Origin of the sequence: Paracoccus spongiarum (assembly GCF_030732095.1) — a bacterium.
Classification (GTDB): Bacteria; Pseudomonadota; Alphaproteobacteria; order Rhodobacterales; family Rhodobacteraceae; genus Paracoccus; species Paracoccus spongiarum.
On the sequence record NZ_JAVAMQ010000011.1, the window covers coordinates 60,341 to 84,217 of the forward strand.

Annotated in this window: 24 protein-coding genes and 1 tRNA gene; 8 read left to right on the forward strand and 17 right to left on the reverse strand. The window is 68.3% G+C overall.

The genetic code is table 11. The features are described 5' to 3' along the window. Positions 1 to 31: 31 nt before the first annotated feature. Positions 32 to 2,551: a cation:proton antiporter gene (locus tag Q5Y72_RS12820; RefSeq protein WP_305963815.1), complete on the reverse strand. Its 2,520-nt coding sequence runs from the start codon at positions 2,549 to 2,551 to the stop codon at positions 32 to 34. Positions 2,552 to 2,741: 190 nt separating this feature from the next. Between Q5Y72_RS12820 and Q5Y72_RS12825 the strand changes: the two genes are divergently transcribed. Beyond that, positions 2,742 to 3,809, forward strand: coding sequence for an alkene reductase (locus tag Q5Y72_RS12825; protein WP_305963816.1), 1,068 nt, complete (start codon positions 2,742 to 2,744; stop codon positions 3,807 to 3,809). Positions 3,810 to 3,884: 75 nt separating this feature from the next. On the opposite strand, the gene glnA is transcribed toward Q5Y72_RS12825, so the two are convergent. Beyond that, on the reverse strand, positions 3,885 to 5,291 hold the full coding sequence (gene glnA, locus Q5Y72_RS12830) for a type I glutamate--ammonia ligase (protein ID WP_305963817.1): 1,407 nt from the start codon (positions 5,289 to 5,291) through the stop codon (positions 3,885 to 3,887). Between the two features lie 75 nt (positions 5,292 to 5,366). Further along, positions 5,367 to 5,705, reverse strand: a complete 339-nt coding sequence (locus tag Q5Y72_RS12835) for a P-II family nitrogen regulator (RefSeq protein WP_305963818.1) — start codon at positions 5,703 to 5,705, stop codon at positions 5,367 to 5,369. A gap of 167 nt (positions 5,706 to 5,872) precedes the next feature. On the opposite strand from Q5Y72_RS12835, the gene Q5Y72_RS12840 reads away from it, so the two are divergent. The 4 genes from Q5Y72_RS12840 to Q5Y72_RS12855 all read left to right on the forward strand — a co-directional run bounded on the left by Q5Y72_RS12840 (position 5,873) and on the right by Q5Y72_RS12855 (position 8,968). Further along, positions 5,873 to 7,450, forward strand: a complete 1,578-nt coding sequence (locus tag Q5Y72_RS12840) for an NAD(P)H-hydrate dehydratase (protein WP_305963819.1) — start codon at positions 5,873 to 5,875, stop codon at positions 7,448 to 7,450. 48 nt (positions 7,451 to 7,498) lie between these two features. Then, a tRNA-Leu gene (locus Q5Y72_RS12845) sits at positions 7,499 to 7,583 on the forward strand. Positions 7,584 to 7,926: 343 nt separating this feature from the next. After that, positions 7,927 to 8,367, forward strand: a complete 441-nt coding sequence (locus tag Q5Y72_RS12850; protein ID WP_305963820.1) for a hypothetical protein — start codon at positions 7,927 to 7,929, stop codon at positions 8,365 to 8,367. Positions 8,368 to 8,740: 373 nt separating this feature from the next. Then, positions 8,741 to 8,968, forward strand: coding sequence for a hypothetical protein (locus Q5Y72_RS12855; protein WP_305963821.1), 228 nt, complete (start codon positions 8,741 to 8,743; stop codon positions 8,966 to 8,968). Positions 8,969 to 10,016: 1,048 nt separating this feature from the next. Here the strand turns inward: Q5Y72_RS12855 and Q5Y72_RS12860 are convergent. The 5 genes from Q5Y72_RS12860 to Q5Y72_RS12880 all read right to left on the reverse strand — a co-directional run bounded on the left by Q5Y72_RS12860 (position 10,017) and on the right by Q5Y72_RS12880 (position 13,675). Continuing rightward, a complete protein-coding gene (locus tag Q5Y72_RS12860) occupies positions 10,017 to 11,186 on the reverse strand; it encodes a hypothetical protein (RefSeq protein WP_305963822.1) in 1,170 nt (389 codons plus the stop codon). A 37-nt stretch (positions 11,187 to 11,223) separates the two neighbouring features. Beyond that, complete coding sequence (locus Q5Y72_RS12865; RefSeq protein ID WP_305963823.1) at positions 11,224 to 11,478, reverse strand: hypothetical protein; 255 nt, start codon at positions 11,476 to 11,478, stop codon at positions 11,224 to 11,226. A gap of 174 nt (positions 11,479 to 11,652) precedes the next feature. After that, the gene (locus Q5Y72_RS12870; protein ID WP_305963824.1) at positions 11,653 to 12,774 is read right to left on the reverse strand and encodes a hypothetical protein; all 1,122 of its coding nucleotides are present in this window, start codon (positions 12,772 to 12,774) and stop codon (positions 11,653 to 11,655) included. 238 nt (positions 12,775 to 13,012) lie between these two features. Then, a complete protein-coding gene (locus Q5Y72_RS12875; protein WP_305963825.1) occupies positions 13,013 to 13,435 on the reverse strand; it encodes a hypothetical protein in 423 nt (140 codons plus the stop codon). 24 nt (positions 13,436 to 13,459) lie between these two features. After that, positions 13,460 to 13,675, reverse strand: coding sequence for a peptidoglycan-binding domain-containing protein (locus Q5Y72_RS12880; RefSeq protein ID WP_305963826.1), 216 nt, complete (start codon positions 13,673 to 13,675; stop codon positions 13,460 to 13,462). Positions 13,676 to 13,752: 77 nt separating this feature from the next. On the opposite strand from Q5Y72_RS12880, the gene Q5Y72_RS12885 reads away from it, so the two are divergent. Continuing rightward, positions 13,753 to 13,905, forward strand: coding sequence for a hypothetical protein (locus tag Q5Y72_RS12885; RefSeq protein ID WP_305963827.1), 153 nt, complete (start codon positions 13,753 to 13,755; stop codon positions 13,903 to 13,905). A 145-nt stretch (positions 13,906 to 14,050) separates the two neighbouring features. On the opposite strand, the gene Q5Y72_RS12890 is transcribed toward Q5Y72_RS12885, so the two are convergent. From Q5Y72_RS12890 to Q5Y72_RS12915, 6 genes are all read right to left on the reverse strand, one after another. Continuing rightward, a complete protein-coding gene (locus Q5Y72_RS12890; RefSeq protein ID WP_305963828.1) occupies positions 14,051 to 14,509 on the reverse strand; it encodes a hypothetical protein in 459 nt (152 codons plus the stop codon). A gap of 207 nt (positions 14,510 to 14,716) precedes the next feature. Next, positions 14,717 to 15,226: a CarD family transcriptional regulator gene (locus Q5Y72_RS12895; protein WP_305963829.1), complete on the reverse strand. Its 510-nt coding sequence runs from the start codon at positions 15,224 to 15,226 to the stop codon at positions 14,717 to 14,719. Between the two features lie 328 nt (positions 15,227 to 15,554). Next, complete coding sequence (gene fdxA, locus Q5Y72_RS12900; protein ID WP_305963830.1) at positions 15,555 to 15,893, reverse strand: ferredoxin FdxA; 339 nt, start codon at positions 15,891 to 15,893, stop codon at positions 15,555 to 15,557. Positions 15,894 to 16,046: 153 nt separating this feature from the next. After that, positions 16,047 to 16,358, reverse strand: coding sequence for an RNA-binding S4 domain-containing protein (locus tag Q5Y72_RS12905; RefSeq protein WP_305963831.1), 312 nt, complete (start codon positions 16,356 to 16,358; stop codon positions 16,047 to 16,049). Beyond that, positions 16,355 to 19,288 carry a helicase-related protein gene (locus Q5Y72_RS12910; protein WP_305963899.1) on the reverse strand — a complete coding sequence of 978 codons (2,934 nt, stop codon included), beginning with the start codon at positions 19,286 to 19,288 and terminating at the stop codon, positions 16,355 to 16,357. Before Q5Y72_RS12910 ends, Q5Y72_RS12905 begins: the two co-directional genes overlap by 4 nt. A gap of 10 nt (positions 19,289 to 19,298) precedes the next feature. Beyond that, on the reverse strand, positions 19,299 to 19,766 hold the full coding sequence (locus Q5Y72_RS12915) for a tetratricopeptide repeat protein (RefSeq protein WP_305963832.1): 468 nt from the start codon (positions 19,764 to 19,766) through the stop codon (positions 19,299 to 19,301). Between the two features lie 191 nt (positions 19,767 to 19,957). Here Q5Y72_RS12915 and Q5Y72_RS12920 point away from each other — a divergent pair, with 191 nt between their 5' ends. Together Q5Y72_RS12920 and Q5Y72_RS12925 are read left to right on the forward strand one after the other, a co-directional pair. Then, a complete protein-coding gene (locus Q5Y72_RS12920; RefSeq protein WP_305963833.1) occupies positions 19,958 to 20,242 on the forward strand; it encodes an SCP2 sterol-binding domain-containing protein in 285 nt (94 codons plus the stop codon). A 7-nt stretch (positions 20,243 to 20,249) separates the two neighbouring features. Further along, positions 20,250 to 21,191: an alpha/beta fold hydrolase gene (locus Q5Y72_RS12925; protein ID WP_305963834.1), complete on the forward strand. Its 942-nt coding sequence runs from the start codon at positions 20,250 to 20,252 to the stop codon at positions 21,189 to 21,191. A gap of 22 nt (positions 21,192 to 21,213) precedes the next feature. On the opposite strand, the gene Q5Y72_RS12930 is transcribed toward Q5Y72_RS12925, so the two are convergent. Genes Q5Y72_RS12930 through Q5Y72_RS12940 form a run of 3 tightly spaced genes read right to left on the reverse strand, consistent with a single transcriptional unit; the run spans position 21,214 to position 23,736 of the window. Next, complete coding sequence (locus tag Q5Y72_RS12930) at positions 21,214 to 22,173, reverse strand: hemolysin family protein (protein ID WP_305963835.1); 960 nt, start codon at positions 22,171 to 22,173, stop codon at positions 21,214 to 21,216. Then, entirely contained in the window at positions 22,173 to 22,667 is a 495-nt protein-coding gene (gene ybeY, locus Q5Y72_RS12935) for an rRNA maturation RNase YbeY (protein WP_305963836.1), read from the reverse strand. The genes Q5Y72_RS12930 and ybeY overlap by 1 nt, the downstream gene beginning before the upstream one ends. After that, entirely contained in the window at positions 22,660 to 23,736 is a 1,077-nt protein-coding gene (locus Q5Y72_RS12940) for a PhoH family protein (protein ID WP_305963837.1), read from the reverse strand. The genes ybeY and Q5Y72_RS12940 overlap by 8 nt, the downstream gene beginning before the upstream one ends. Positions 23,737 to 23,877 lie beyond the last annotated feature (141 nt).

Genomic DNA, 23,877 nt, shown 5'->3' on the forward strand with positions numbered 1-23,877 from the left:
TCTAGCCCGGCGGCCGGGCCGCGCCAAGCGGTCAGTCCAGGGCCAGTTCGGGCAGCTTCATCGCCTCGTCGGCCATCGCCTTGGCGCTGACGCTGTCGCGCACCGCCTGACGCAGCGCCTTCGACCGTTTCAGCACGCGGCGGAACCCGGTCTCGTCCAGTTCCAGCAGGCTGGTCGGCGTGATCGCGGTCACCTCGGCGCGGCGCGGCTTGCGGGTCAGCACGGCCATCTGGCCGAACATCTCGCCCCGGCCCAGACGCGTGGTCTGGCCGGCGATTTCCTGTTCGACCGCGCCCGAGGCCACGAAGAACACGCTGCGCGCGGCGCTGTCCTTGTGGACGATCACCCGGCCCGCATTGACATAGCGCGTGCGCAGCGCCCGGCTGAGGCGGCGCAGCTCGGTCGCGTCGAGATCGGCGAACAGCGGGAACTGGCGCACGATCTCGCTCTTGCGCAGGGCCAGGTCCAGTTCGGGGCGGCCCTCGGCTTGCCGACGGCGGCGGCCGATATCGGCCATCAGCGCGGTGTGCAGCTCGGCCCCGATCAGCCCGTCATCCCGCATGGCGTTGTATTCGCGTTCCTCGAGGCGCAGCGCGGTGCGGCGGATGAAGCGGCGTTCCAGTTCCTCGGCATAGCCGGGATATTGCAGACGCAGCCCCTCCAGCGCGGTTTCGACCGCCTCGACGCGGCGCTTGAGCAGCTCGTGCAGCACATCGCCGACCCGCCGGCCGTGGATGCGGCGGATCCGGCTGTCGATGAAGCCGTGCAGGTCGCGCAGGATCAGCCGCTTGGCCAGCAGCGATTCGAAGCGGTCGGCGGTCATCCGGGCCAGCGGAGCGGGATAGCGCAGCCAGTCGCGCAGCACGGCGGCGGCGCGAAAGCTGAAGCCATAGCGCAGGCTGCGCCGGGCAGCGCGCTGGTATTCGAAGCGCCCGCCGGTGCGCGCGGCCTCGATCAGGCGGTCGGCGTCGTGCAGCACCCGTTCGGTCAGCCGCGCGCTGACCGCGCGTTCGCGGAACCGCTCCAGCGTGACCTCGCGCTCATGGCCGGCCAGGGCGATGAGGCCCAGGGTGATGCGGTCGCGATCGAGGATCTCGGCATTGTCCTCGGCCTCGGCGCGTTCCACCGCCTTGTCCAGCCGCGCGGCGAACCGCTTGGCCTCGGACCGCACGGTCTCGCGGGTGAGGTCGTAGTTCTCGGTCGCGTTGGCGACCTCTTCGCGCACGCTTTGCAGCGCCACCGCGACCACCTGGTTCGACAGCGCCTCGTCCAGAGGCGACAGCCGGTCCAGCCCCAGCCGGCTGATGACCCAACGCAGCGTCGTGCCCTGCACCATCAGCGTGAACAGCGTGAAGCCAGTGGCAAGGATGCCGACGAGGCGCTTGGTCTCGACCGGTACGCGCAGGCTTTCGGTCACCGCCAGCGCCAGGGCCAGCGTGACCGCGCCGCGCAGCCCGCCCCACAGCATCGCGGCGCGATAGGGCCGTTCGACGGTCGGCGACAGCCGCGCCAGCGACAGCAGCGGCATCAGCCCGAACAGGATGATCGCGCGGGCGACGATGGCGGCCAGGATCACCACCAGCACCAGCGCGTAGTCGCCCGGTCGCATCCCCTCCAGAAGGCGCGGGATCAGCAGCGCCGCGAGAATGAAGATCAGCGCCCCGGCCCAGTGCGCCAGCAGGTCCCAGACCTCGCGCAGGTTGGTCCAGAAGGCGGGCGCCAGACGGCCCGGACCCATCAGGTTCAGGGTCAGCCCCGCCGCCACCACGGCGATCACGCCCGAGGCGCCGAACAGGTGCTCGGCGCCCACATAGGCCAGATAGGGCACCGCGACCGAGACCGACAGCTGCGCCAGCTCGTAACGCGCGAACCACTGCATCAGCAGCAGCGCGGCCCGCGCCACCAGCCAGCCCGCCAGCGCACCGCCCGCCATCAGCATCGGGAATTGCGCGATCGCCTGGCCGAAGCTGGGATCGGGCACGCCCAGCATCACGAAGCCCATGAACAGGCCGAACAGCGCGATGGCGGCGGCGTCGTTCAGCAGGCTTTCGCCCTCGATCATCCGGGCCAGCCGGCGCGGCGCGGACAGCGACCGGAAGATGCCCACCACCGCCGAGGGGTCGGTGGTCGACACGATCGAGCCGATCAGCAGGCAGACCACCAGCGGCAACCCGCTGACCCAGGCCAGCGCATAACCGATGGTCAGCGTCGCCACCACCACGGCTACCACCGCCAGCGTCAGGATCGGCACCCAGTCGTCCAGCATCCGGCGCACGTTCATGCCCAGTGTCGCCTGGAAGATCAGCGTCGGCAGGAACAGGTAGAGAAACACGTTCGAGCGGATCGGCAGGTTCAGGATCGCCTCGGCGATGGGGTTCAGCGCGTCGGTCAGTTCGGTCCGCAGGAAGAACACCGCACCGGCCCCGATGAGGATGCCCAGAACCGCAAGGATCACGCTGTAGGGCAGCGACAGCCGCGCCGCCAGCGGCTCGGCCGCGGCGATGACCAGAAACAGAAGTGCGGTGACCGAGATCAGAAGCGCGATGTCCATGACGTTGCGATAGCTTGAAAAACCGCCACAGGGAATATCGCGGCGCGGCCGACCCGCGCTTTCGTGACTGCCCACGCGCCAGCCGTCATGCGGAGGGCGGGATGCGGCCATGCGCGGAGCCGCCCATTGAAACCTTCCACCGCCGCACACAGTTGGCGATGACAGACACATCGCATCGGAAGGACCCTCCATGCCGACACTTCACGACCCCCTGCCGCTTGGCCCGCTGACCCTGAAGAACAGGATCGTGATGGCGCCGCTGACCCGCAGCCGCGCCGGCGAGGCACGCGTCCCGAACGCGCTGATGGCGGAATACTATGCGCAGCGCGCCGGCGCCGGTCTGATCCTGTCCGAGGCCACCAGCGTCACGCCGATGGGCGTGGGCTACGCCGACACCCCCGGCATCTGGAACGAGGCGCAGGTCGAGGGCTGGAAGCTGGTCACACAGGCCGTCCATGATCGCGGCGGGCTGATCTTCCTGCAATTGTGGCATGTCGGGCGGATCTCGGCGCCGCTGTTCCTGGACGGCGAGACGCCGGTCGCGCCCAGTGCCATCCGCCCCGAAGGCCATGTCAGCCTGGTGCGGCCCAAGCAGGATTACGTCACCCCCCGCGCCCTCGGGACCGAGGAAATCCCCGGCATTGTCGAGGCCTATCGCAAGGGCGCCGAGAACGCGCGGCGCGCGGGCTTCGACGGGGTCGAGATCCATGCCGCGAACGGCTATCTGATCGACCAGTTCCTGCAGGACAGCACCAACCGGCGCGAGGATCGCTATGGCGGCTCGCTGGAAAACCGCAGCCGTTTCCTGGCCGAGATCACCGATGCCGTGATCGGCGTCTGGGGCGCGGACCGGGTCGGCGTCCACCTCGCACCGCGGGCCGACAGCCACGACATGGGCGACAGCGACCGCAAGGGGCTGTTCACCCATGTCGCCCGGTTGCTGGGACAGCGCGGCGTGGCCTTCCTGGCGCTGCGCGAGCATCTGGCCGAGGACAGCCTGCTGGACGACATCAAGGCCGCCTTCGGCGGCGTGGTGATCGCCAATGAGGGTCTGACGCAGGCGAGCGCCGAGGCGCTGCTTCGCGACGGCCGCGCCGATGCGGCGGCCTTCGGGCGCGATTTCATCGCCACCCCCGACCTGCCGCAGCGGTTCCGCGACGGTCTGGCGCTGAACGAACAGGACCCCGCGACCTTCTATGCCGGCGGCGCGCATGGCTATACCGACTATCCCACGGCAGCGGCCATCGCGGCCGAATAGTCCTCGGAGACCCGAACACGAAGAAAGGGCGCCCTTGCGGCGCCCTTTCCTGTCGGATCCTGTCCCTGCCGCAGTTCAGCAGCTGTAATACATCGCGTATTCGACCGGGTGCGGGGTATGCTCGTAGGCATAGACCTCTTCCCATTTCAGCGCGATATAGCCTTCCAGCTGGTCGCGGGTGAACACGTCGCCCGCCAGCAGGAAGTCCATGTCCTTCTCCAGCTCTTCCAGCGCCTCGCGCAGGCTGCCGCAGACGGTCGGGATCTCGGCCAGTTCCTCGGGCGGCAGATCGTAGAGATCCTTGTCCGAGGCGGGGCCGGGATCGATCTTGTTCTTGATCCCGTCCAGACCGGCCATCAGCAGGGCCGCGAAGGCCAGATAGGGGTTGGCGGCCGGATCGGGGAAGCGCGCCTCGACACGTTTCGCCTTGGGGCTTTCGGTCCACGGAATCCGCACGCAGCCCGAGCGGTTGCGCGCCGAATAGGCCCGCAGCACCGGCGCCTCGAAGCCCGGGATCAGCCGCTTGTAGCTGTTGGTCGAGGGGTTGGTCAGCGCGTTCAGCGCCTTGGCGTGCTTCAGGATGCCGCCGATGAAATACAGCGCCTCCTGCGACAGGTCGGCGTATTTGTCGCCTGCGAACAGCGGCTTGCCGTCCTTCCAGATCGACATGTTGACATGCATCCCCGAGCCGTTGTCGCCCTTCATGGGCTTGGGCATGAAGGTCACCGACTTGCCATAGGCGGCGGCGACGTTGTGGATGACGTATTTGTATTTCTGAATGTTGTCGGCCTGCTCGGTCAGGGTGCCGAAGATCAGCCCCAGCTCGTGCTGCGCGCTGGCGACCTCGTGGTGGTGCTTGTCCACCTTCATGCCCATGCGCTTCATGGTGGTCAGCATCTCGCCGCGGATGTCCTGCGCCGCATCGACCGGGTTGACGGGGAAATAGCCGCCCTTGTGGCCGGCGCGGTGGGCCTGGTTGCCCATCTCGTATTCGGTGTCGGTATTCCAGGCGGCATCGACCGCGTCGATCTGGAACGACACCTTCTGCGGCGTGACCGAATAGCGCACGTCGTCGAAGATGAAGAACTCGGCTTCGGGGCCGAAATAGGCGGCGTCGCCGATGCCCGAGGATTTCAGGTAGGCCTCGGCCTTCACGGCTGTGCCGCGCGGGTCGCGGCTGTAGGGCTCGCCGGTGTCGGGCTCGACCACGTTGCAATGCACGCACAGGGTCTTTTCGGCGTAGAACGGATCGACATAGACCGAGGCGGGATCAAGGATCAGCTTCATGTCGGACTGGTCGATCGACTTCCACCCGGCAATCGAGCTGCCGTCGAACATGAAGCCTTCCTCGAAGAAGTCCTCGTCGACCAGATCCTTGTCCAGCGTCACATGCTGCAGCTTGCCCTTGGGGTCGGTGAAGCGGACATCGACATAGGCGATCTCTTCATCGGCGATGAGCTTCAGGACATCTTTGACTTTCATCTCTTCCCTTTCTCGTAGATGTTGCCCGGCTGCCTTGGCGGCCGGGCGTGGAAGTTCTGGGATATGGCGGCGGGCCTACAGCGCGTCGTCGCCGGTCTCGCCGGTGCGGATGCGGATCGACTGTTCGACGGGCGACACGAAGATCTTGCCGTCGCCGATCTTCTCGGTGCGCGCCGCGCCCACGATGGCGTCGATCGCAGCGTCGACCTGGTCATCGGGCAGGACCATCTCGATCTTCACCTTCGGCAGGAAATCCACGACATATTCGGCGCCGCGATACAGTTCCGTATGGCCCTTCTGACGACCGAAGCCCTTGACTTCCGTGACGGACAGCCCCTGAACACCGACTTCCTGCAGCGCTTCCTTCACGTCGTCCAGCTTGAACGGCTTGATGATCGCCTCGATCTTTTTCATCGCAATTGATCCTTCCTCGCGGCTTGCCTGAAGTCTGATTGGCGGGTTTCATGGCAAGGGTAAATGAAGCACGGCATCTAATCCGAAGCCAAGCGGTTCTACCGGGAAAACATGCCTACAATTTCATCATCACGCCTGTTTTCGGGGCAGAAGCCATGCTGAGCGGCATGGAAATCCTCTCCACCGCTCAAATGCGCGCCATCGAATCCGAAGCCATGACCAGCGGCGCGATCACCGGGCCACAGCTGATGGAACGCGCGGGCGCCGCGGTCGCGGGGCAGATTCGGCTTGCCTGGCCCAAGGCCGGCCGCGCGACGGTGCTGTGCGGGCCGGGCAACAATGGCGGCGACGGCTATGTGATCGCGCTGCTGCTGCGGCGTGCAGGGTGGCGGGTCCGCGTGCTGGGCTGCGACGGCGATCCTGGCCCGGATGCTGCCGAGATGCGGCGCCGCTGGCGGCAGGCCGGTCCGGTCCTGCCCCTGACGCCCCAGGCGTTCCTGGCCGCGCCGCCGGGCGACATCTGCGTGGATGCGGTCTTCGGCACCGGCCTGACCCGTCCGCCGGCCCGAGAGATCGCCCAGGTTCTGGCCCTGCTGCCCGGCGAGGACGTCGTGGCGGTCGATTGCCCCAGCGGGCTGTGCCTCGACAGCGGCGTCCTGCTGGGAAGGCCCCGTGCCGGCGATGCGGGGATGCCGCGCGCCCGGCTGACGGTCGCCTTTGACAGTCCCAAGCCCGGCCACCTGCTGGGCCTCGGGCCCGCCGTCTGCGGCAGGCTGGTCATCGCGGATATCGGCCTTGGCCCGTGGCGCCAGACCGCGGCGCGCGGCGGCCCCGAGGATCGCCCGGACGGCAGGCCGGGTCTGGTTGCCATCGCGCAACCCGCCACCGCGCCACGCGACGGCGCAGCGCGGTCGGGGCTGCGCGCCCTGCTGGCCAAGCACAGCCCCGCCCACAAGTTCAGCCACGGCCACGCGCTGATCCTCGCCGGGGGCGTCGGCGCCGGCGGCGCCGCGCGGCTGGCCGCACGGGCGGCGCTGCGGATCGGCGCGGGGCTGGTGACGATCGGGCCGCCCGCCGAGGCGCTGGCGGAACATGCCGGCCCCCCCGATGCGCTGATGCGCCGGGCGGTGGATGCCGCGCCGGACCTGTCGGCGATGCTGGGCGATGCCCGCCTCCGCGCGATCTGCATCGGCCCGGGCTGCGGCACCCGTCGCGCCGCCGCGCTGCTGCCCGCGGCGCTTGGCTCGGGCCGCCCCTGCGTGCTGGACGCCGACGCCCTGACGGCGCTGGCGGCCGATGCGGACCTTGCCGCCGGCCTGCACGCGGCCTGCGTGCTGACACCGCATGCGGGCGAATTCGCGCGCCTGTTCCCCGACCTTGCCGCGCGGCTGGACGCCGTGCCCGCGCGCGGCCCCGCCGTCTCGCGGCTGGATGTGGCGCGCGAGGCCGCCGCGCGCTGCGGCGCCGTGGTGCTGCTGAAGGGTCCCGACAGCGTGATCGCCGTCCCGGACGGCCGTGCCATGATCCATTCAGCCGTCGATGTGCCCTGGCTGGCCACGGCCGGGTCTGGCGACAGTCTGGCGGGGCTGATCGCGGGCGCGATGGCGCGCGGCGTTGCGCCCTGCGATGCGGCGGGGCTGGCCGTCATCCTGCATGCGATGGCCGCGCGGTCGATCGGGGCCGGGCTGATCGCGGACGACATCCCGGACCGGCTGCCCGCGATCCTGCGCGGCATCGGCGCGTGAATTTTCCCCTCGCGCGCCATGGCGGGCTTTGCTAAGACGCGGCGCGTTGCGGGTGTGGCGAAATTGGCAGACGCACCAGATTTAGGTTCTGGCGCCGCAAGGCGTGGGGGTTCAAGTCCCTCCACCCGCACCAGCCGACGATCCCGGCAGGATGATCCCTGGTCCGCGTCGCGGCGGACGGTCCTCACCCCCCCGGGCACGACGCGCAATCGCTGTCTCGGGCGCCGCGTCCTTGCGGCGCGCCGATTGCCCGATGCGTCCCGGCGACCGGACCGGCCAGCGATGGGGCGCGGCCTGCAGGCATGAGGGACCTGGCAGCCTGACGCGAAAACCGGCGGTCGCTCCGGTGCAGAGGGGGCGCCCCGGAGCGCCAGCCCCCTACTGCAGATGTTGATACGCCTCTTCGGTTGGCCGGTCTGCGGCCAAGCTTTTCTTTGCCTGACGGCGCGTGACCGAGATCCGAATGGAGATGTCAGGTGAATCAGGTCTCGACAATATCCTCGACGGCCGGCAAGCCGCTCGTGCGCCGGTTGCCCCTCTCCTTCGAGGGGGTGGACCTGAAATTCTGCCGCAATCCGCTTTGCGCGACTTTCGGCATCCCGCCCGACCCCTTCCAGCGCCGACGGGGCGGTCCGCCCGCGCCGGACGAAGCCATCCGCGGAGTAGTGGCCGGGAAGAAGCACGAAGACTTCTTCCGGTGCCCGAGTTGCGGCAGGACATCCCGGGTCAGGAACAACAAGGCGATCGCCGAAGAGGACCGACGGCGCGAGCGTCTTCACGAGCTCATTCCGGCAGCCCCGTCGTGCCCGGATCAGAAGAGCTTTGCGCATGGGATGGAGCCGGAAAAATATCCCGAATTTTATCGCAGCTTCGGCAAGACGGCGAAGGGCGATCCTCGCTGGCAATGCCCGAGGTGAGCGACGATTTTTTCCATCGGAAAGCCCGCCGCCACAAACGGCCCGACAGGATCCGGCTGATCGTCCGGATCATCTGCAATGAGACCGCGCTGTCAAGGACCGGCAAGATCGCGGACATCTCCTGTCGGGATCTCTCCGGGAAGATCGACGACTTCCAGGACCGTGCTCGCGCCTTCATGGCCGAGCGGCAGGATATCTCGAGGTCGGTCTCCGCGGGGCGCGATCGCGCTTGGCGACCGCCAGCCCAACCCGGATCATCAGTTGGCCCATACAGTGGGCGCAGGGGTCCGTGGCCGTCCAGCATCTCTGCACAGCACAGGCCCGCTCGGGCTCTATCATGAAAGCTGCCCTCCGGTTCGATCCCTCGATGAACATGGACGATGCCTCGGCGCGGGCTGTGGCCGCCAGCGAGGATCGACTCTCGGTCGCGTTCCGCACGGATGCGCGCGTCCGGACGAAGACCGGGTTCGAGGCCTATCTCGCAAGCCTTCAGAAGCAGGGGCGGGTCAAGGAAGCAGACCTCTATCCGTTGCCCCACCAGGCGTACCTGTTCGCTGTCACGTCCTTCAAGAGGCGCACGCCCTGCGGGACCGCGAGATGATCTCGGCGGCCGATTCCCCGATCTTCCTGATGATAGAGGATGATCGCGGCCTTCAAAACGCCTTCGCGGCTGCGTTCGCAACAGAGATTCGCGCAGCGGGGTGCGACATCGCGGTGGTCAGCGTCGACAGGGGGATGGCCACGACAAGCGGAAACAGGTCGTCGTTGAGGGCCAGGTCAGGCTCGCAGGGCTGTCCGGGGCAAGCCTTAGCCTGATCCGCACCCTCTCGGACGAGGACGACGCAGCGCTGGTTGATTCAACGCTGTCGCTCCATGTCCGGGGACTTCTCGTTGCGCAGGGCGTCCCCTACCCGTTCCCGCGAAAATCGGGGCCCAACAAGGTGGTCAAGGTTCTGGCCCGCCCGGCTGGTAAAGACGTGGTCTCGGTCGCGCGGTTGCTCCGCCTGGCGAGGCTGAGCAGCGTCGACTCCTGCTTTCACCTCTTACGGCGCAATGTGCGCTTCGCCTCCCGGCCCTCGATATCGTCATGCTGGGTCGGACCTACCTGGGACAGGCACCACCTCTGCAAGCCAGAACCGATCACGAAGACCGCGGAGATTGCCGCTTTCACCGTGACTGGTGCGAGCCGGGCGCCGACAAGAAAACGCCCGCGATGCGCCTGGGGTTGGCACGCGGGCGCGTCTAGGAGCGGGATTTCCTGTGATCACTCGCTGGGTTGTCCCTGCAGGCAACAGCCCGCAGGGACATCAACATTGACCCTAAGGGGCTGGGGGCGGAGCCGGGGCATGGAACGGGGGATGCAGCGGGGCCAGCCTCTTGCGGTAACATTCGGCGTCCCCGCGCCGTGACGGCTGCGGGGGGATGGTCAGCGGATCGTGTTGGTGGGATGCTGACGCTGCCAATCATTGCCCGGAGCATGGCCAGCGGGTCAGCGATCTGCCGGCGCAGTCTTGGCGGCTGGCGGGGCGGCGGCGAAGGCATGGACCGCACGCGACTGATGGCAGGCAGGACGAGGCCGCAAACGCCATACGGATCGGCTGCATCGACGTCACCCGCGGCTGCTCAGGTCCGACGCCACGGCGTCCGGGTCACAGCTTGATGTCCACCGCCTTGACCATGGGTTCGATCGGGACATGCAAGTCCTGAGCCAGCTTGCGGTCCATCAGCCAGACCTGCAGCATCGGAACGCCAGGCCCGCCGTCTGCGACCATCGCGCCGACCACCGGGGCACAGCGCGAGACGTCCGCCTGGCCCGGGCGGTCGGTGATGACCTCGGGCCAGCCACCCTCGAACCAGTAGTCGGGTCGGTTCAGATAGCTGCCTTCCGGCTGACCCTCGGCCCCTGGCGCATAGACCGCGGCCAGGGTTTCGCCCGTTCCAAGGCTGATAAAGCCTTGCGGCTGTCCGAACAGCCCCTGACCGGGACCTTCCTGTTCGAACAGCATCGCCTCGCCCGGATGGGCGCGGGTCGCGGCCTCGCATTCCGACAGTGGCATGCCCAAGGTCAGCCCGACAAGGTCGTTCGCGGCAAGCGCTGGCGCGGTCGGCAGCGCCCAGTCCGGCGGTATCAGGGACGCAGTCTGACGATAGCCGCGACCCTCGCGATGCCATGTGGCGACCGCCTCGACCGGACCTTCGGCAACGACCACGCCGCGCAGACCTTCGGGCGCGTCGGCCATCGCGTCTACCGGCGCCAGCCGCAGGGCGTCGAGTCGCAGGATCACGGTCGTGCCCACCCGCTCAGACTCGCCCTGCCCCGGACTGGATACGGCCCCGGCCGCGATCAGAGCCGAGACATGGCCCGCGCCGGGCGGGATCAAGGCCTCGACCCCGCCGGCGCCGACCGGACGCGGATAGCGGCAGAACTTGTGGGCTGGCGCGGATTCGTGCAGGAAAAGCCGATCCTCGCCAGGGCGCGGACGGTCGGAATGGTTCATGTGCCCCGCGGCAGGCGTGGCATCACCTGACAGCAGCGTTGGCACTTGCGCGACCAGCGGGATATGCGAATCCGGAATTTCGGTCGCCAGAACGTCGCGCATGCCCTTGCAGTTCGGCGCGACCTGCGGAGCCTCTCCCCAGGGGACGGCGATGAGGTCGGGCAGCGCCGCCACGCGCTTCTGGGTCCAGGCCTTGAAGGCGGGAAGCTGCGCCGCAACCCCGCCCGCGTCGGGCGTCAGCGACGGATCGGCGAAAAATGACCCCGAGGGCAAGGCGGCGCGGACCGGGTCATCTTCCAGCGCATACCACCGTTCCCGCATCAGCCGTTCTATTATCATGCGCGTCCAGGCCGCGTCGTCATAAACCTGCGGATCGGTCAGCCTGCGCCAGCAGGTCGGCGCCTTCCGGGCCCAGGAACAGCGTTTTGGGCGCTGTCGGATCGGCGACCGTCACGGTTGCCTCCGGCGCCGATCCGGGCGCGGCAATGCGCAGCGCCACCATCTGGGGCATCCCGGCCCCGCCATCCGGCCCGATCATCAGCTCATCGGGGGCACCGATCGCCAACGCATAGCCATAGCCGACATCGGCGTCCTCGGCGGCTGCGACGGCCACACCCTGGCATGGGCGGCGACGCCGCCACGCAGGCTGGCCATGGCCTGGATCTGCCGCGCCTCGTCCGGGCCGACTATCAGCGCGGCATAGGCGGCCGGATCGGCCGCGACCAGCGGCGGAGGTTCCTGGCCCGAGAGGTCGTTGTCGTAGGGCACGGCCCGGAATTCGACGTTCTCAATCTGCAGACGCCGGGTGCCGGGATCGTACTCGCCCGGCGTTAACCGAAGCCCTATCCAGTATTCGTCCAGCGCCGCGGCGCGCATCCGCTCGGCCAGCGCCGCCGTATGCGCAGGGCTGGGCCGTCCGCCGCGCGGCCAGAACCGATGATCCCAGGTCAGCATGACCTTGGTGATCTCGCCCGTCGGATCGGCGCGAACGAACGCCCCCCCCCCACAGGCTCAGCCCGGTTGTCGCGAACAGGTCCTCGCCCGGACCATCACTTGCCGGTGCCGAGGCGGGGGCGCTTTCGGGCAGGTTCAGATCGCGCAGTGTCTGGGTCAGTGCAGGGTCGATGAACAGCGCCGCAGCTTCGATCCGTGCGCGCGGCTGCACGGTCTGCAATTCTGCTTCGGCGATCAGGCCGCCGCCCGCTGCGCGCGGTGTCATCGCCTCGAGGCTGTAGTCGATCACGACGAACACCTGGCGGCCCTGGCCACCGCTCGGGTTCAGCCGGACGATCCTGTCCAGTAATTCCTGAGCCTGATCCGGAGGCAGCGTGACCGTCGCATCGGGCCTCATGTCCGGTCCGGGCCTGGCCATCGAAAGGTTCATGCAGGGCGACCCCACATCGACCGGAAAGCCGCCCGAGGTAAAGTCGTATTCGCCCGGATAGGTGGGTGACACCTGCCGAAGCCGCAACGGAAGGTCCGGGGCTCGGTTGACGACCGCATCGCGGACCGCCGCGGCTGCCTTGGTCATCGCGGCGTGGCGCGTCAGTTCACTGACCGTTTTCTGTCGATCACCCTGTGCAAGATCGACCGGCGGCAGCGCCAGCCGTTCGCGCCCTGTCAGGAAGCTTTGCGCCAGGAATTCGGTCAATGCGACATCCGGCATCCGGTCGGGAGCGGCCTCTGACAGGCTGCGCAGCGCCAGAACTTTCAGCAACGCTTCGTCAGGCGAGTGGCCTGTCAGCAAGGGTTGGTCCGGATCCGGAAACAGCGCCGGAATCTTGTGCGTCTGAACGACATAGCGGCCGTCGCTGACCCCGCCGCCGAACAACGCGGCGATCGCATCGGCATCCGCCGGGCGCTGAGACCTCTCGGATGCGGGCGCATCCCCATCCCAGACATGCAGCACCTCGCCGGCGTGCGTCGGTTCCCCCCGGCGGGCGGCGGATCAGCGTGGCCCGGTTCACCGTCGCTGTCGCGGTGCCGCCGCGATAGCGGCTGTCTGCGAAGGCCCCGACAATCGGCGCGTGATCGGACAGCGAAAGATCCAGCTGCAGCGCAAGCGTGGTCTTGCCGGCTTTCGGGCCCGCCCAGGCCTCAAACCCCGGGGGATCGGGAAGAAAGAAGGGTGCCACGGCTTTCATCACTTAGCGCTTCGATCGCGCGTGGTGGCGCTTCATTTCAAGGTCGATCCCGGCAATCGTCGTGATGCCGTCGACCTTGGCAAAAGGCATTCCAGGGCTGGGGGGGTCGCCAGCCCCAGCTGGCCGGACATTGACCTGACGCTCGATGATCGCGCGTGTCGGCGCGGGCGCGTCGGGGCCGGGCAAGGCCGCCCGAACGGCTGCGACCCGCTGGTCCCGATCAACCCGTCCCGACCTCTTGTCCTCGACGGCCAGGACGTTCCGCGCCAAGGTGAACGGCAGGGTGGGATCATCCAGAGGTTCAGGCCGGGTCGCCGCGGCCCAGATCATCAGAGCGTCATTGAGCGCGTCGTCGCCGACCATCGCATCCGACGGGGGCAACGGGTCGGCAGCGCCCGGGGACAGCAGGTCGGCCGTCAACGCCATGGTTGCCAACGGTGCAGGGGACGTTCAGGCGAAGGCCGGAGCAGAAGGGGCCGGCGCGGCGACAGGCGGAGGAGCGATACTGACCAGGGTTCGGACCTGCCCCGGCACCAGATAGCCGGTGGCCGGAGCATCCATCGAGGCTTGCCAGTCGGCGATCGCCCGACAGTCGCCTGATCCCGGGATGCCGTCGATCTCTCCTTCGTAATGACCAGCCGCGGCCAAGGCGCGCTGAACGGCCATGGGATGTTCAGACTCATCCGGGGCTGCCGGGGCTCGGCTTGCCGGGCGATTGTCTGCCGTTGAGGCTGCGGAGCCCATTGCTGACGTCGCTGCTGCTGAGATCGCGCGCGCTGTTGCTGCTGTTGCTGCTGAGGTTGACGCAACTGTTTCTTGATGACTTCGCCGGCGATGATCCCGAACAGCTTTCTCAGATCGTCCGCGACAGCGGGCTGCCAAAGGGCGGAGGATAGCAAAAGGCCGGAGATAGCCAATGAGAAAGTGCGGCGCATCGTGAACCTCTCACTCGTCAACCTCCAACGGGTTGCCCGCTCAGCGGTTCAGTCAATCCTTCGGCGCCGATGTTTGCACTTTGTCGATGATATCTGTCTGGCCATGTCAGCAGTTCGGGTTGGCAAGACGCTGATCATGTGATGATCGTCCGCACGATGGCCAACGGATCGGCGCTGCGGCGGGCGGCCATGCGTGCGGAAAGCGACCCAGAGATGATCCTCGTTGGCCGCCACGGCCCTTGCCGCGGCCTCGTCCATGGTCTTCCAGGAATCGAACTGGAGGGTTTCTTCCATGATGAAGCCCAAGCGGGGCCTGCGCGATGAACAGATGCTGGACGGCGACAGAGGTCCGGTCCCTCCTTGTGGGCCAGTTCATGATCAGGGTCTGGCTATCGGTTGCGAAGCGCGATCCGGACTCGGCGAAATCAAGGCTGGAGAAATCCTGACGCTCGGCAGGGAATGCGCGAACGAGATCGCGGAAACAGTCGATCTTCCCTGGGAGATCGCGATAGGAGATCTCCACAATCTTGCCGATCTTCGACAGGGAAGTGTCGTTGCCGAGCACCCTTGCGGGCGGTCGAAGATATTCGCGAGACCTGACGCACCCGACACCTCCATTGGAGTCCCGGTCAAGCGCAGTGAAGCAAAGAAAAAGTTGGCCGCAGCGCGGCCAACCGAAGGGCGTATCGACATTTTCCCGTCAGGGCCTTGCCCCGAAGGGCGCCCGGTTTCGGCGATCATTGGCCCCGGATCGGGGGGTTCCCGTGCCGGGTCAGGCGGCGCGCGACAGCAGCACGTCCTCGACTCGCTTCTGGGCGGCGCCTTCATCCAGGCCGCTGACGGCCGCGACTTCGCGGGTCAGGCGGTCCAGCGCGGCTTCATACAGCTGACGTTCGGAATAGGATTGCTCGCGCTGTTCGTCGTTGCGGTGCAGGTCGCGCACCACCTCGGCGATGGACATCAGATCGCCCGAATTGATCTTCTGGTCGTATTCCTGCGCCCGACGCGACCACATCGCGCGCTTGACGCGGGCCTTGCCCTTCAGCGTTTCCAGCGCCCGGTCGATCAGGTCGGGGGTCGACAGACCGCGCATGCCGATCTCGCTGGCGCGCGAGGTGGGCACCCGCAGGGTCATCTTGTCCTTTTCGAAGGAAATGACGAACATTTCCAGCCGCAGCCCGGCGACTTCCTGCTCTTCGATCGACACGATCCGCCCCACGCCATGGGCCGGGTAGACGACGAAGTCATCGGGGCGAAACTCATTTTTCTTGGCTTTGGACATACAGGCTTCCTCTAGGTGGTGCCCTGCGAAGGGCACAAAAGACCGCAAGCGGTGCAGGCCGCCTTCGGTCCATTTCTGTCATTCTTGTGGCTTCCTGCCGTGCAGATGGCATGAAAGTTCGGTTACTGGGGCGCGCACCTTATGGGCCTCTGACTCCCATCAGATGCGAATGTGAATTGAACATAGCATAAATAAGACGCCAGAAAAAGCGCCGCGAAAGTCGCAGGTCCCGCCTTGCCGGCGGTCTTTTCCGGCTTTTCGGTCAAAGACTTGTCCCGCCGGTGCGGGCGGCCCTCACGACAGCTTGTGCGCGAATCGGCCGCCCGGATCAGTCGCCCTCGCCGGGCGCTTCCGAGAAGTACTTGTCCAGCTTGCCCGCCACGCCGTCCATTTCTTCGGCAGTCGGCAGCGGATCCTTTTTCTGGGTGATGACCGGCCAGAGTTCCGAATATTTCCGGTTGAACTCGACCCATTTCTCCATGTCGGGTTCGGTGTCCGGGCGGATCGCGTCGGCGGGGCATTCCGGTTCGCACACGCCGCAGTCGATGCATTCGTCGGGATGGATGACCAGGGTGTTCTCACCCTCGTAGAAGCAGTCGACCGGGCAGACCTCGACGCAGTCGGTATATTTGCACATGATGCAATTATCGGTGACGACATAGGTCATGGCATGCTCCCGTTCCGGTCCGCCGCGACAGTTACGCCCGGCGCCGCGATCATTCAAGGCCGCGGGTGGCGAAAAAACCGCCATCCGCGCCGTCTCGCACGGGGCAGGACAGGCGTTCGGAAAGCCGTGCCGCCGGGGGAATTCCGGTCTGCTTCAGGACCGGTCGGCCGCGGGATCGGCCACGCTTTCCGCCGCCGCGTCCAGGTCGTGATAGAGGGTCCGCGCCTCGCTGAAGGGGCCGCGCCGGGCGCCCAGGGCGGCGACCCGAAGCCTGCGGATGCTGCCCTGCGCCGACAGCACCAGCAGGTCGCCGGGCCGGATCGCGCGGCCGGGCTTGCGGCAGGGCTGGCCGTTCAGCCGCACGCCGCCCGCCTCGATGCGTGCGGCGGCCAGGCCGCGCGACCTGAACAGCCGCGCGTGAAACAGCCACTTGTCGAGGCGCAGCCCGTCGCCGGCCCCGCTCACGTCTTGTCTTTGAGCGCGGCCAGGATCGCGAAGGGGCTGTCGGGGTCGGCCTTCTTCTCGGGGCGCGACGAGAAGGTCCGGGGGGTGCTGCCTTGCGGCCGGTCGCCCTTCTTGAAGTTGCCCTTCTTCGGCCCGCCCTTGCCGCGCGGCTTGCCGCCATCGGCCCCGCGGCCCTCGCGCGGCTCCTGTGCGGGCTTGCCGGCCTCGGCGCGCGGCTTGCTCCGCGGGCCGCCGGCGCCACGCCGGCCCTGCCCGCCCTCGGCCTGCGGACGATGCTGGGCACGCGCGCGCGGCATCCAGCGGAAGGTATAGAAGACCTCGGTTTCCTGCGGCGGGGCCTCGGGCTCGGCGAGCTCGGCGGCCTCCTGATCGGGACTGGCGGCGGCCGATGCCTCGGTCTCGGCCTCGGCGGCCAGGCGGCGCTTCTCGGCCTGCTCGGCCTCCCAGCGGGCGCGGGTCTCGGCGGCGAGCACGCTTTCTTCCTCGGTCATCGGGGCGTCCGACGCCTCGGGGGCGGCGTCCGCCTCGGGCATCGGCGCCGGCTGGGCCTCGACGGCCTTGAGCTTCGGCCGCTCGCCGCGTTCGGCGCCATAGCCGAGGCCCTGCATCAGCCCGGCGAACTGCTCCAGCGTCATGCCGGTGATCGACAGCATGTCGGCCGTCGCCTCGAAGCCGCCGCGCGTGTCCTGCCCGCGCAGCAGGTCGGCCAGGCGTTCCAGCATGTCGATGCGGATCGCGCGCTCGCCCGCGGGGCGATAGCCCGACAGCGTGTAATAGCCGTCCGGCACCTCGGGCAGATGCGGGATGGTCACCAGCCCGGGCGGCGGGCTTTCGGGGAACTCGTCGAGGCCCTCGGCCAGCGACCACAGCACCAGCCGCAGCCGCGTGGGCGCGGGCTTCAGCAGCGCCGGCAGGAAGATCGTGAACTGCCCGAAGCGCACGCCATGCTTGCGCAGCAGGCCGCGGGCCTCCTGGTCCAGCTCCTTGACCTCGTTGGCGATGCCTTCGCGCGGCAGCACGCCAAGCGCCTCGACCAGGCGGAAGGCAAAGCCCCGCGCCAGCCCGGTCAGGCCCTCGTCGCGCTGCATCGCGGTCAGCGGCTCGAACAGCGCGGCCACCTTGCGGTCGATGAAATGCTGCAGGCGGCGGCGGACCTTTTCGGCGATCTCGGGGCCGGCTTCCTCGTCGACGAAGACCTCGACGCCGGGATGCAGCGCGTCGGCGCCCCTGACCAGCTTGCCGATGGCCGAGCTGCCCCACATCAGGCCGCCCTGCTCGGTGAAGTCCAGTTCGGTATCGGGCGCGTTGTAGAAGCGATCGGCGCGCAGATGGAACTCCGGGCGCAGCGCGTCATAGCTGGCGCGGTTCAGCATCCGCGCCTCGTCGGCCGACCCGGTCTGGTCGGCGCGAAAGCGGAAGCCTTCGAGGCGGCCGGCGAATTCGCCCTCGACCGTCACTTCGCCCTTGTCGTTCACTTCGGCCACAAGGCTCTCCTTCTGCTTGAGCCGGCGCAGCAGCACCGAGGTGCGCCGGTCCACAAATCTCTGGGTCAGCGCGGCATGCAGCGCGTCCGACAGGCGGTCTTCTACCCCGCGCGTCTCGCCGCGCCAATGCTTTTCGTCCTCGACCCAGCCATTGCGCTGCGCCACATAGGTCCAGGTCCGGATATAGGCCAGCCGCTTGGACAGCGCGTCGATGTCGCCATGCGTCCGGTCGATCCGTGCCACCGCCCGCGCCAGCCAGTCCGACGGGATCGCGCCGTCCTGCAGGAAGCCGAAGATCCGGGCCAGCAGGCCGGCGTGCTCCATGGGCGAGATGCCGCGGAAATCGGGCACCCGGCAGACATCCCACAGCAGCCTGACATCCTTGCCGCCCTGCACCCGGTCGCGGATCTCGGGGATCTCGCGCAGGGTCTTCAGCGCGTGCAGGTCGTCGGCCTCGCGCCCGCGCGACAGCAGCTCATGCGCGGGCGCGGCCTCGAGGCTCTGCACAAGCCGGTCCATGCTCCCGAATTCCAGCGCGGCGTTGCGCCACATCAGCCTGCTGATCGGCTGGAAGCGGTGATTCTCGATCGCCTCGACCAGCCCCTCCTCCAGCACCCGCGCCTCGCCGGTGACGCCGAAGGTGCCCGGCTCGGTGTGGCGCCCTGCCCGGCCCGCGATCTGGCCCAGCTCGTGCGGGAACAGCGGCCGCACCCGGCGGCCGTCGAACTTGTGGGTGGCGGAAAAGGCGACATGGCGGATGTCGAGGTTCAGCCCCATTCCGATGGCGTCGGTGGCGACGAGGTAATCCACCTCGCCGGCCTGATACATCTCGACCTGCGCGTTGCGGGTCCGCGGCGACAGCGCGCCCATCACCACCGCGCAGCCCCCCTTCTGGCGGCGGATCAGCTCGGCCATGGCATAGACGTCATCGACCGAAAAGCCGACGATGGCCGACCGCGCCGGCATCCGCGACAGTTTCCTGGACCCGGCCCAGCTCAGCGTCGAGAACCGTTCGCGTCGCTGGAACTGCACGCCGGGCACCAGCGCGGCGATCGCCGGGCGCATCGTATCGCTGCCCAGAAACAGCGTCTCGTGCAGGCCGCGCATGTGCAGCAGGCGATCGGTGAAGACATGGCCCCTGTCGGGGTCGGCGCACAGCTGGATCTCGTCGATCGCGACGAAATCGGCGCCGATCTCGGGCATCGCCTCGGTGGTGGCGACCCAGTACTGCACCCGGTCGGGCACGATGCGTTCCTCGCCGGTGACCAGCGCGACGACCGAGGGGCCGCGGGCCGCCACGATCCGGTCATAGACCTCGCGCGCCAGCAGCCGCAGCGGCAGGCCGATCACGCCGCTGCGATGCGCCAGCATCCGCTCGATCGCGTAGTGGGTCTTGCCGGTGTTGGTCGGCCCGAGAATGGCCGTGACCCGGCCCCTGTCCTGCATCGTCATGCCTTCAGATATCGGTGCCGACCTGCCGGCGTTCCAGACGCGCCACGCCGTCGATGGCCTCTTGCTGATTGGGATGGATGGCAAGGCTCTGGCGATAGGCCGCCAGCGCGCGGTCGTCGTCGCCGATCTCCTCGAACAGCGCGCCCAGCTGCGTCAGCGCGGCGAAGTGGCGCGGCTCGAGGATCAGCACCTGCGACAGGTCGGCGATCGCGGGGCCCGTCTGCCCCGCCGCCGCAAGCGCCGCAGCCCGCGCCTGCCAGCCCGCAGCAAAGCCCGGCGCATGGTCGGTCAGCGCGCCCAGATGGCCCAGTGCTGCCTCGAGATCGCCCTGGTCCAGCGCCTCCTCGCCGCGCTTCAGAAGCAGGTCCATCGCCGCCGAGCCGGATTTCGACCATTCCCGCAGAATGTCGGATTCGGCGATCCGCCAGGCTTCGCCCTCGGGCCGGGCCAGCTGGTCGAACAGCCCGTCCATGCCGGCGGCGTCCTGCGCCGCGGCAAGATGTGCCGCGCCGAAACTTATTGCCAATATGCCGAAAATCGTCAGAACTCGGCGGCGGAGTGCCGTGACGACAGAGTGGAATTGATCGGCAAGCGGGCGCATATCCGAAGGTGTAACCCGGCCCGCATGTCGGGCGCCAGCCAAAGCGCGATGAGAGGACCAGTATGAGCGATGTTGTGAACGCCGCAGTCGAGAAGCTGAACGAGAAGATCGGCAGCTTCGGGTCGACCGCCAAATTCGTGATCGAGGACGAGGGCTCGATCATGATCGACGAGAACGGCGTCCGCGCCGGCGACGAAGAGGCAGAGGTGACCCTGAAGGCGAGCCGCGACACCTTCGAGGGCATCCTGAACGGCACCGTGAACCCGGCGACCGCCTTCATGATGGGCAAGCTGAAGATCGACGGCTCGATGGGCGTGGCGATGCAGCTGGGTCAGGCGCTGTCCTGACGGATCGGTGACCGAGGCCGCCCCCTTTCACCAGTTGCCGGGCGATGCCCGGAGGCCGGCACGCGCCTTCTGGGCGCGGGCCGAGGACGGCGTGCGGCTGCGCATGGCCTGCTGGGACGGCGGCGACGGGACCGCGGGCAGCATTCTGCTGTTTCCGGGCCGCACCGAATATATCGAGAAATATGCCCCCATCGCCCAGCTTCTGAACGCCGAGGGCTATGACGTTCTGGCCATCGACTGGCGCGGACAGGGGCTGTCGGACCGGCTGCAGGACGACCCCCGCCCCGGCCATGTCAACGACTTCGCGGATTACCAGCGCGACGTGGTGGAAATGGTCGTCGCCGCCACCGAGCTGGACCTGCCCCGGCCCTGGCACCTGCTGGCGCATTCGATGGGCGGCTGCATCGGGCTGGCGGCGCTGCATGCCGACCTGCCGGTGGCGACGGCGGTATTCTCGGCGCCGATGTGGGGCGTCAACCTGCGCCAGATGCCGCATGGCGTCGCCCTGGGGATCGCATATCTGGCCGGCAGGCTGGGCCACGGCGGGCGCAGCGCGCCGGGCAGCGGCGCGGTCGGCGCCTACATGCTGGACGAGGCGTTCAGCGCCAACCTGCTGACCGGCGACGCCGAGGAATGGTGCAGGCTGCTGCGCGAGGCGGCCGCCTGGCCCGACCTGACCATCGGCGGCGCCAGCTATCACTGGGTCTCGCGGGCGCTGAACGAATGTTCGCGCCTCGACAGGCTCGGCTCGCCCGACCTGCCGATGACCGTGTCGCTGGGCAGCGAGGAAAAGGTCGTCTCGGCGGCGGCGATCCGCAGCCGCACGGCGCGCTGGCCGAACGCCCGCCTGCTGGAGATCGAGGGCGCGCGCCACGAGGTGATGATGGAGGCCGCGCCCCTGCGCGACATGTTCCTGTCGGCGGCACTGGAACGGTTCCGCGACGGCTGAACCCCGCCCCCGCGCCACGCCATCACCCGCCCGGGCGGTCGTCCCTGCCCGCCGGCGCCGCGCCCGCCGGTCCTGGGCGCGTGGCGGCCGCATGACCCGGCAGCCGCAGCCGGACCCGCTTGATGCGGCGGGGATCGGCATCGACCACCTCGAACTCGGCCCCCGAGTCATGGCCGATCACCTCGCCGCGCAGCGGCACCCGGCCGGTCAGCATGAAGATCAGCCCGCCGAGCGTATCGACCTCGTCATCCTCGTTGTCGCTGGACAGGCGCAGCCCGGTCTCGGCCTCGACCTCGGCCAGCGGCGCGCGGGCCTGGATCAGCCACTGGCCGGGCTTCTCGGCCAGCCACAGCCCGCCCTCGACCTCGTCATGCTCGTCCTCGATCTCGCCGATCACCTGCTCGATCAGGTCCTCGATCGTCACCAGCCCGTCCACCCCGCCATATTCGTCGATCACCAGCGCCATGTGGATCCGCTTCTGCTGCATCTGCTGCAACAGCACGCCGATCGGCATCGAGGGCGGCACATAGAGAAGCGGGCGCAGCATCGGCCGCAGGGTGAACTTGCCGCCCTTGCCGAAGCCATGCTTCAGCGCCAGGTCCTTCAGGTGGATCATTCCCAGCGGGCTGTCCAGCGTGCCGCGAAACACCGGCACCCGCGAGAAGCCGTGCTCGCGGAACATCTCGACCAGATCCTCCAGAGTGACGGTCACCGGAGCGGCGATGATCTCGACCTTGGGGATGGCCACGTCATCGACGCGCAGCCGCCGCAGATTGACCATGCCGGGCGCGGGCTGTGCGTCGGGGCGGTCGTTCCCCCCGTCCCCCTCAGCCGCATCGTCGCCACCGGTCAGCGCGCCGAAGAAGCGGCCGAAGAAGCCGCGCGAACTGGGCAGGTCGCGGCCGTCGCCGCCAACGCCGTCGGCCGGGCCTGCCGCGTCTTCGCCCAACGGCATGTCGGGGGATCGGGACTCGGAACTCATCACATTGTCTCTTGATAGGGGTCGGGAATGTCGAGGCCGCGCAGGATGCTGCGCTCGGTCGCCTCCATCATCTGCGCATCGGCGTCGTCGAGATGGTCGTAGCCCAGCAGGTGCAGGGTCGCGTGGACCAGCAGATGCGTGACATGGTGGGCCAGCGGCTTGTGCTGGGCCGATGCCTCGGCCAGGCAGGTGTCGTAGGCGATGGCGATGTCGCCAAGCTCGTCCTCGTCGGGCGGCTCGGGGCGGGTGCCCGGATCGCGCGGCGCGGGCTCGGCCGAGGGCCATGACAGCACATTGGTCGGTTGCGGCTTGCCGCGGAAATCGGCGTTCAGCGCGGCGATGCGGGCGTCGTCGCAGCCCAGCACCGCGACCTCGCCGCCGATGTCGTGCCAGCGCAGCGTGGCCTCGACGGCGCGCGCGGCCAGGGCGTCAAGCCCGGCCGCGTCCCATCGGTCGTCCTCGATGATGCAATCGGCGGTGATCTCGTCAGGCATCGTTTCGCATGGCGCGGCGCGGAACCCGGTCGCCGCGCACCTCCGGCGTTTCGCCCCGCGCGATCGCGGCGGCATCCTCGGCGTCATACGCCTCGATGATGCGGGCGACAAGCGGGTGGCGCACCACGTCCTTCGCGGTGAAATAGCTGAAGCTGATGCCCTTGACCCCGTCGAGGATGCGCTCGGCATCGGCCAGCCCCGACTGCATGCCGCGCGGCAGGTCGACCTGCGTGCGGTCGCCCGTGATGACCATGCGGCTTCCTTCGCCCAGCCGGGTCAGGAACATCTTCATCTGCATCTGCGTGGCGTTCTGCGCCTCGTCCAGCACGACGAAGGCGCTCGAGAGGGTGCGGCCGCGCATGAAGGCCAGCGGCGCAATCTCGATGCGCTTTTCCTCCATCAGCTTCTGCATCTGCTTGCCGGGCAAGAAATCGTTCAGCGCGTCATAGAGCGGCTGCATGTAGGGATCGACCTTCTCCTTCATGTCGCCGGGCAGAAAGCCCAGCCGCTCGCCCGCCTCGACGGCGGGGCGCGACAGGATGATCTTGTCGACCTGACCGCCGATCAGCATGGTCACGCCGACCGCCACGGCCAGATAGGTCTTGCCGGTGCCTGCCGGGCCGATGCCGAAGGCCAGTTCGTTCTCGAAAAGGGCCCGGACATAGGCCTTTTGCGCGTCGGTGCGCGGCTCGACCGATTTCTTGCGGGTGCGCAGTTCGTAATTGCCCGAGGCGAACATTTCCAGCTGGTCTGCCGGCGTCATCTCGGCGCCGGGGTCGATGCCCATCCGCAGCGCCGCCTCGACCTCGGCAAGGCCGACCTGCCGTCCCTGTTCCAGCCGGGCGTAAAGACCGCGCAGCAGCTGTGCCGCCTCGGCCTGCGCCTCGGGGCCGCCGACCACGGCAAGCTGGTTGCCGCGTCGCAGGATGTGGATGCCAAGGGCTTCCTCGATGCGGGCCAGATGCCGGTCACTGGCACCGCACAGGTCGATCAGCAGCCGGTTATCGGGAAATTCCAGCAGGGTTTCGGCGTGATGGGTCGCGACGGGGGGCGTTGGGGTCAGGCCCAAAATTCTCTCCAGCTTGGTCTGTTAAACCTATGGTGGCGCTCCGGGGGGATTCGCACAAGATGATGTTGAGCGATTGTGCGGCATTCCTGCCAGCGAAGGCGGCAGCCGCCGCGTCCGGCGCGGCCGTGTGCCGCCCGCGCG

What these genes read in the sequence shown, in the direction of transcription:
- Q5Y72_RS12835 (WP_305963818.1), bottom strand. Translation starts at nt 5,705, where the DNA reads ATGAAAAAGATCGAGGCGATCATCAAGCCGTTCAAGCTGGACGACGTG.
- Q5Y72_RS12860 (WP_305963822.1), bottom strand. Translation starts at nt 11,186, where the DNA reads ATGCGGGAACGGTGGTATGCGCTGGAAGATGACCCGGTCCGCGCCGCC.
- Q5Y72_RS12880 (WP_305963826.1), bottom strand. Translation starts at nt 13,675, where the DNA reads ATGGCCGTTCAGCGCGCCTTGGCCGCGGCTGGTCATTACGAAGGAGAG.
- Q5Y72_RS12930 (WP_305963835.1), bottom strand. Translation starts at nt 22,173, where the DNA reads ATGAGTTCCGAGTCCCGATCCCCCGACATGCCGTTGGGCGAAGACGCG.
- Q5Y72_RS12820 (WP_305963815.1), bottom strand. Translation starts at nt 2,551, where the DNA reads ATGGACATCGCGCTTCTGATCTCGGTCACCGCACTTCTGTTTCTGGTC.
- Q5Y72_RS12920 (WP_305963833.1), top strand. Translation starts at nt 19,958, where the DNA reads ATGAGCGATGTTGTGAACGCCGCAGTCGAGAAGCTGAACGAGAAGATC.
- fdxA (WP_305963830.1), bottom strand. Translation starts at nt 15,893, where the DNA reads ATGACCTATGTCGTCACCGATAATTGCATCATGTGCAAATATACCGAC.
- Q5Y72_RS12915 (WP_305963832.1), bottom strand. Translation starts at nt 19,766, where the DNA reads ATGGACGGGCTGTTCGACCAGCTGGCCCGGCCCGAGGGCGAAGCCTGG.
- Q5Y72_RS12875 (WP_305963825.1), bottom strand. Translation starts at nt 13,435, where the DNA reads ATGGCGTTGACGGCCGACCTGCTGTCCCCGGGCGCTGCCGACCCGTTG.
- Q5Y72_RS12855 (WP_305963821.1), top strand. Translation starts at nt 8,741, where the DNA reads ATGGACGATGCCTCGGCGCGGGCTGTGGCCGCCAGCGAGGATCGACTC.
- Q5Y72_RS12825 (WP_305963816.1), top strand. Translation starts at nt 2,742, where the DNA reads ATGCCGACACTTCACGACCCCCTGCCGCTTGGCCCGCTGACCCTGAAG.
- Q5Y72_RS12895 (WP_305963829.1), bottom strand. Translation starts at nt 15,226, where the DNA reads ATGTCCAAAGCCAAGAAAAATGAGTTTCGCCCCGATGACTTCGTCGTC.
- glnA (WP_305963817.1), bottom strand. Translation starts at nt 5,291, where the DNA reads ATGAAAGTCAAAGATGTCCTGAAGCTCATCGCCGATGAAGAGATCGCC.
- ybeY (WP_305963836.1), bottom strand. Translation starts at nt 22,667, where the DNA reads ATGCCTGACGAGATCACCGCCGATTGCATCATCGAGGACGACCGATGG.
- Q5Y72_RS12840 (WP_305963819.1), top strand. Translation starts at nt 5,873, where the DNA reads ATGGAAATCCTCTCCACCGCTCAAATGCGCGCCATCGAATCCGAAGCC.
- Q5Y72_RS12910 (WP_305963899.1), bottom strand. Translation starts at nt 19,288, where the DNA reads ATGCAGGACAGGGGCCGGGTCACGGCCATTCTCGGGCCGACCAACACC.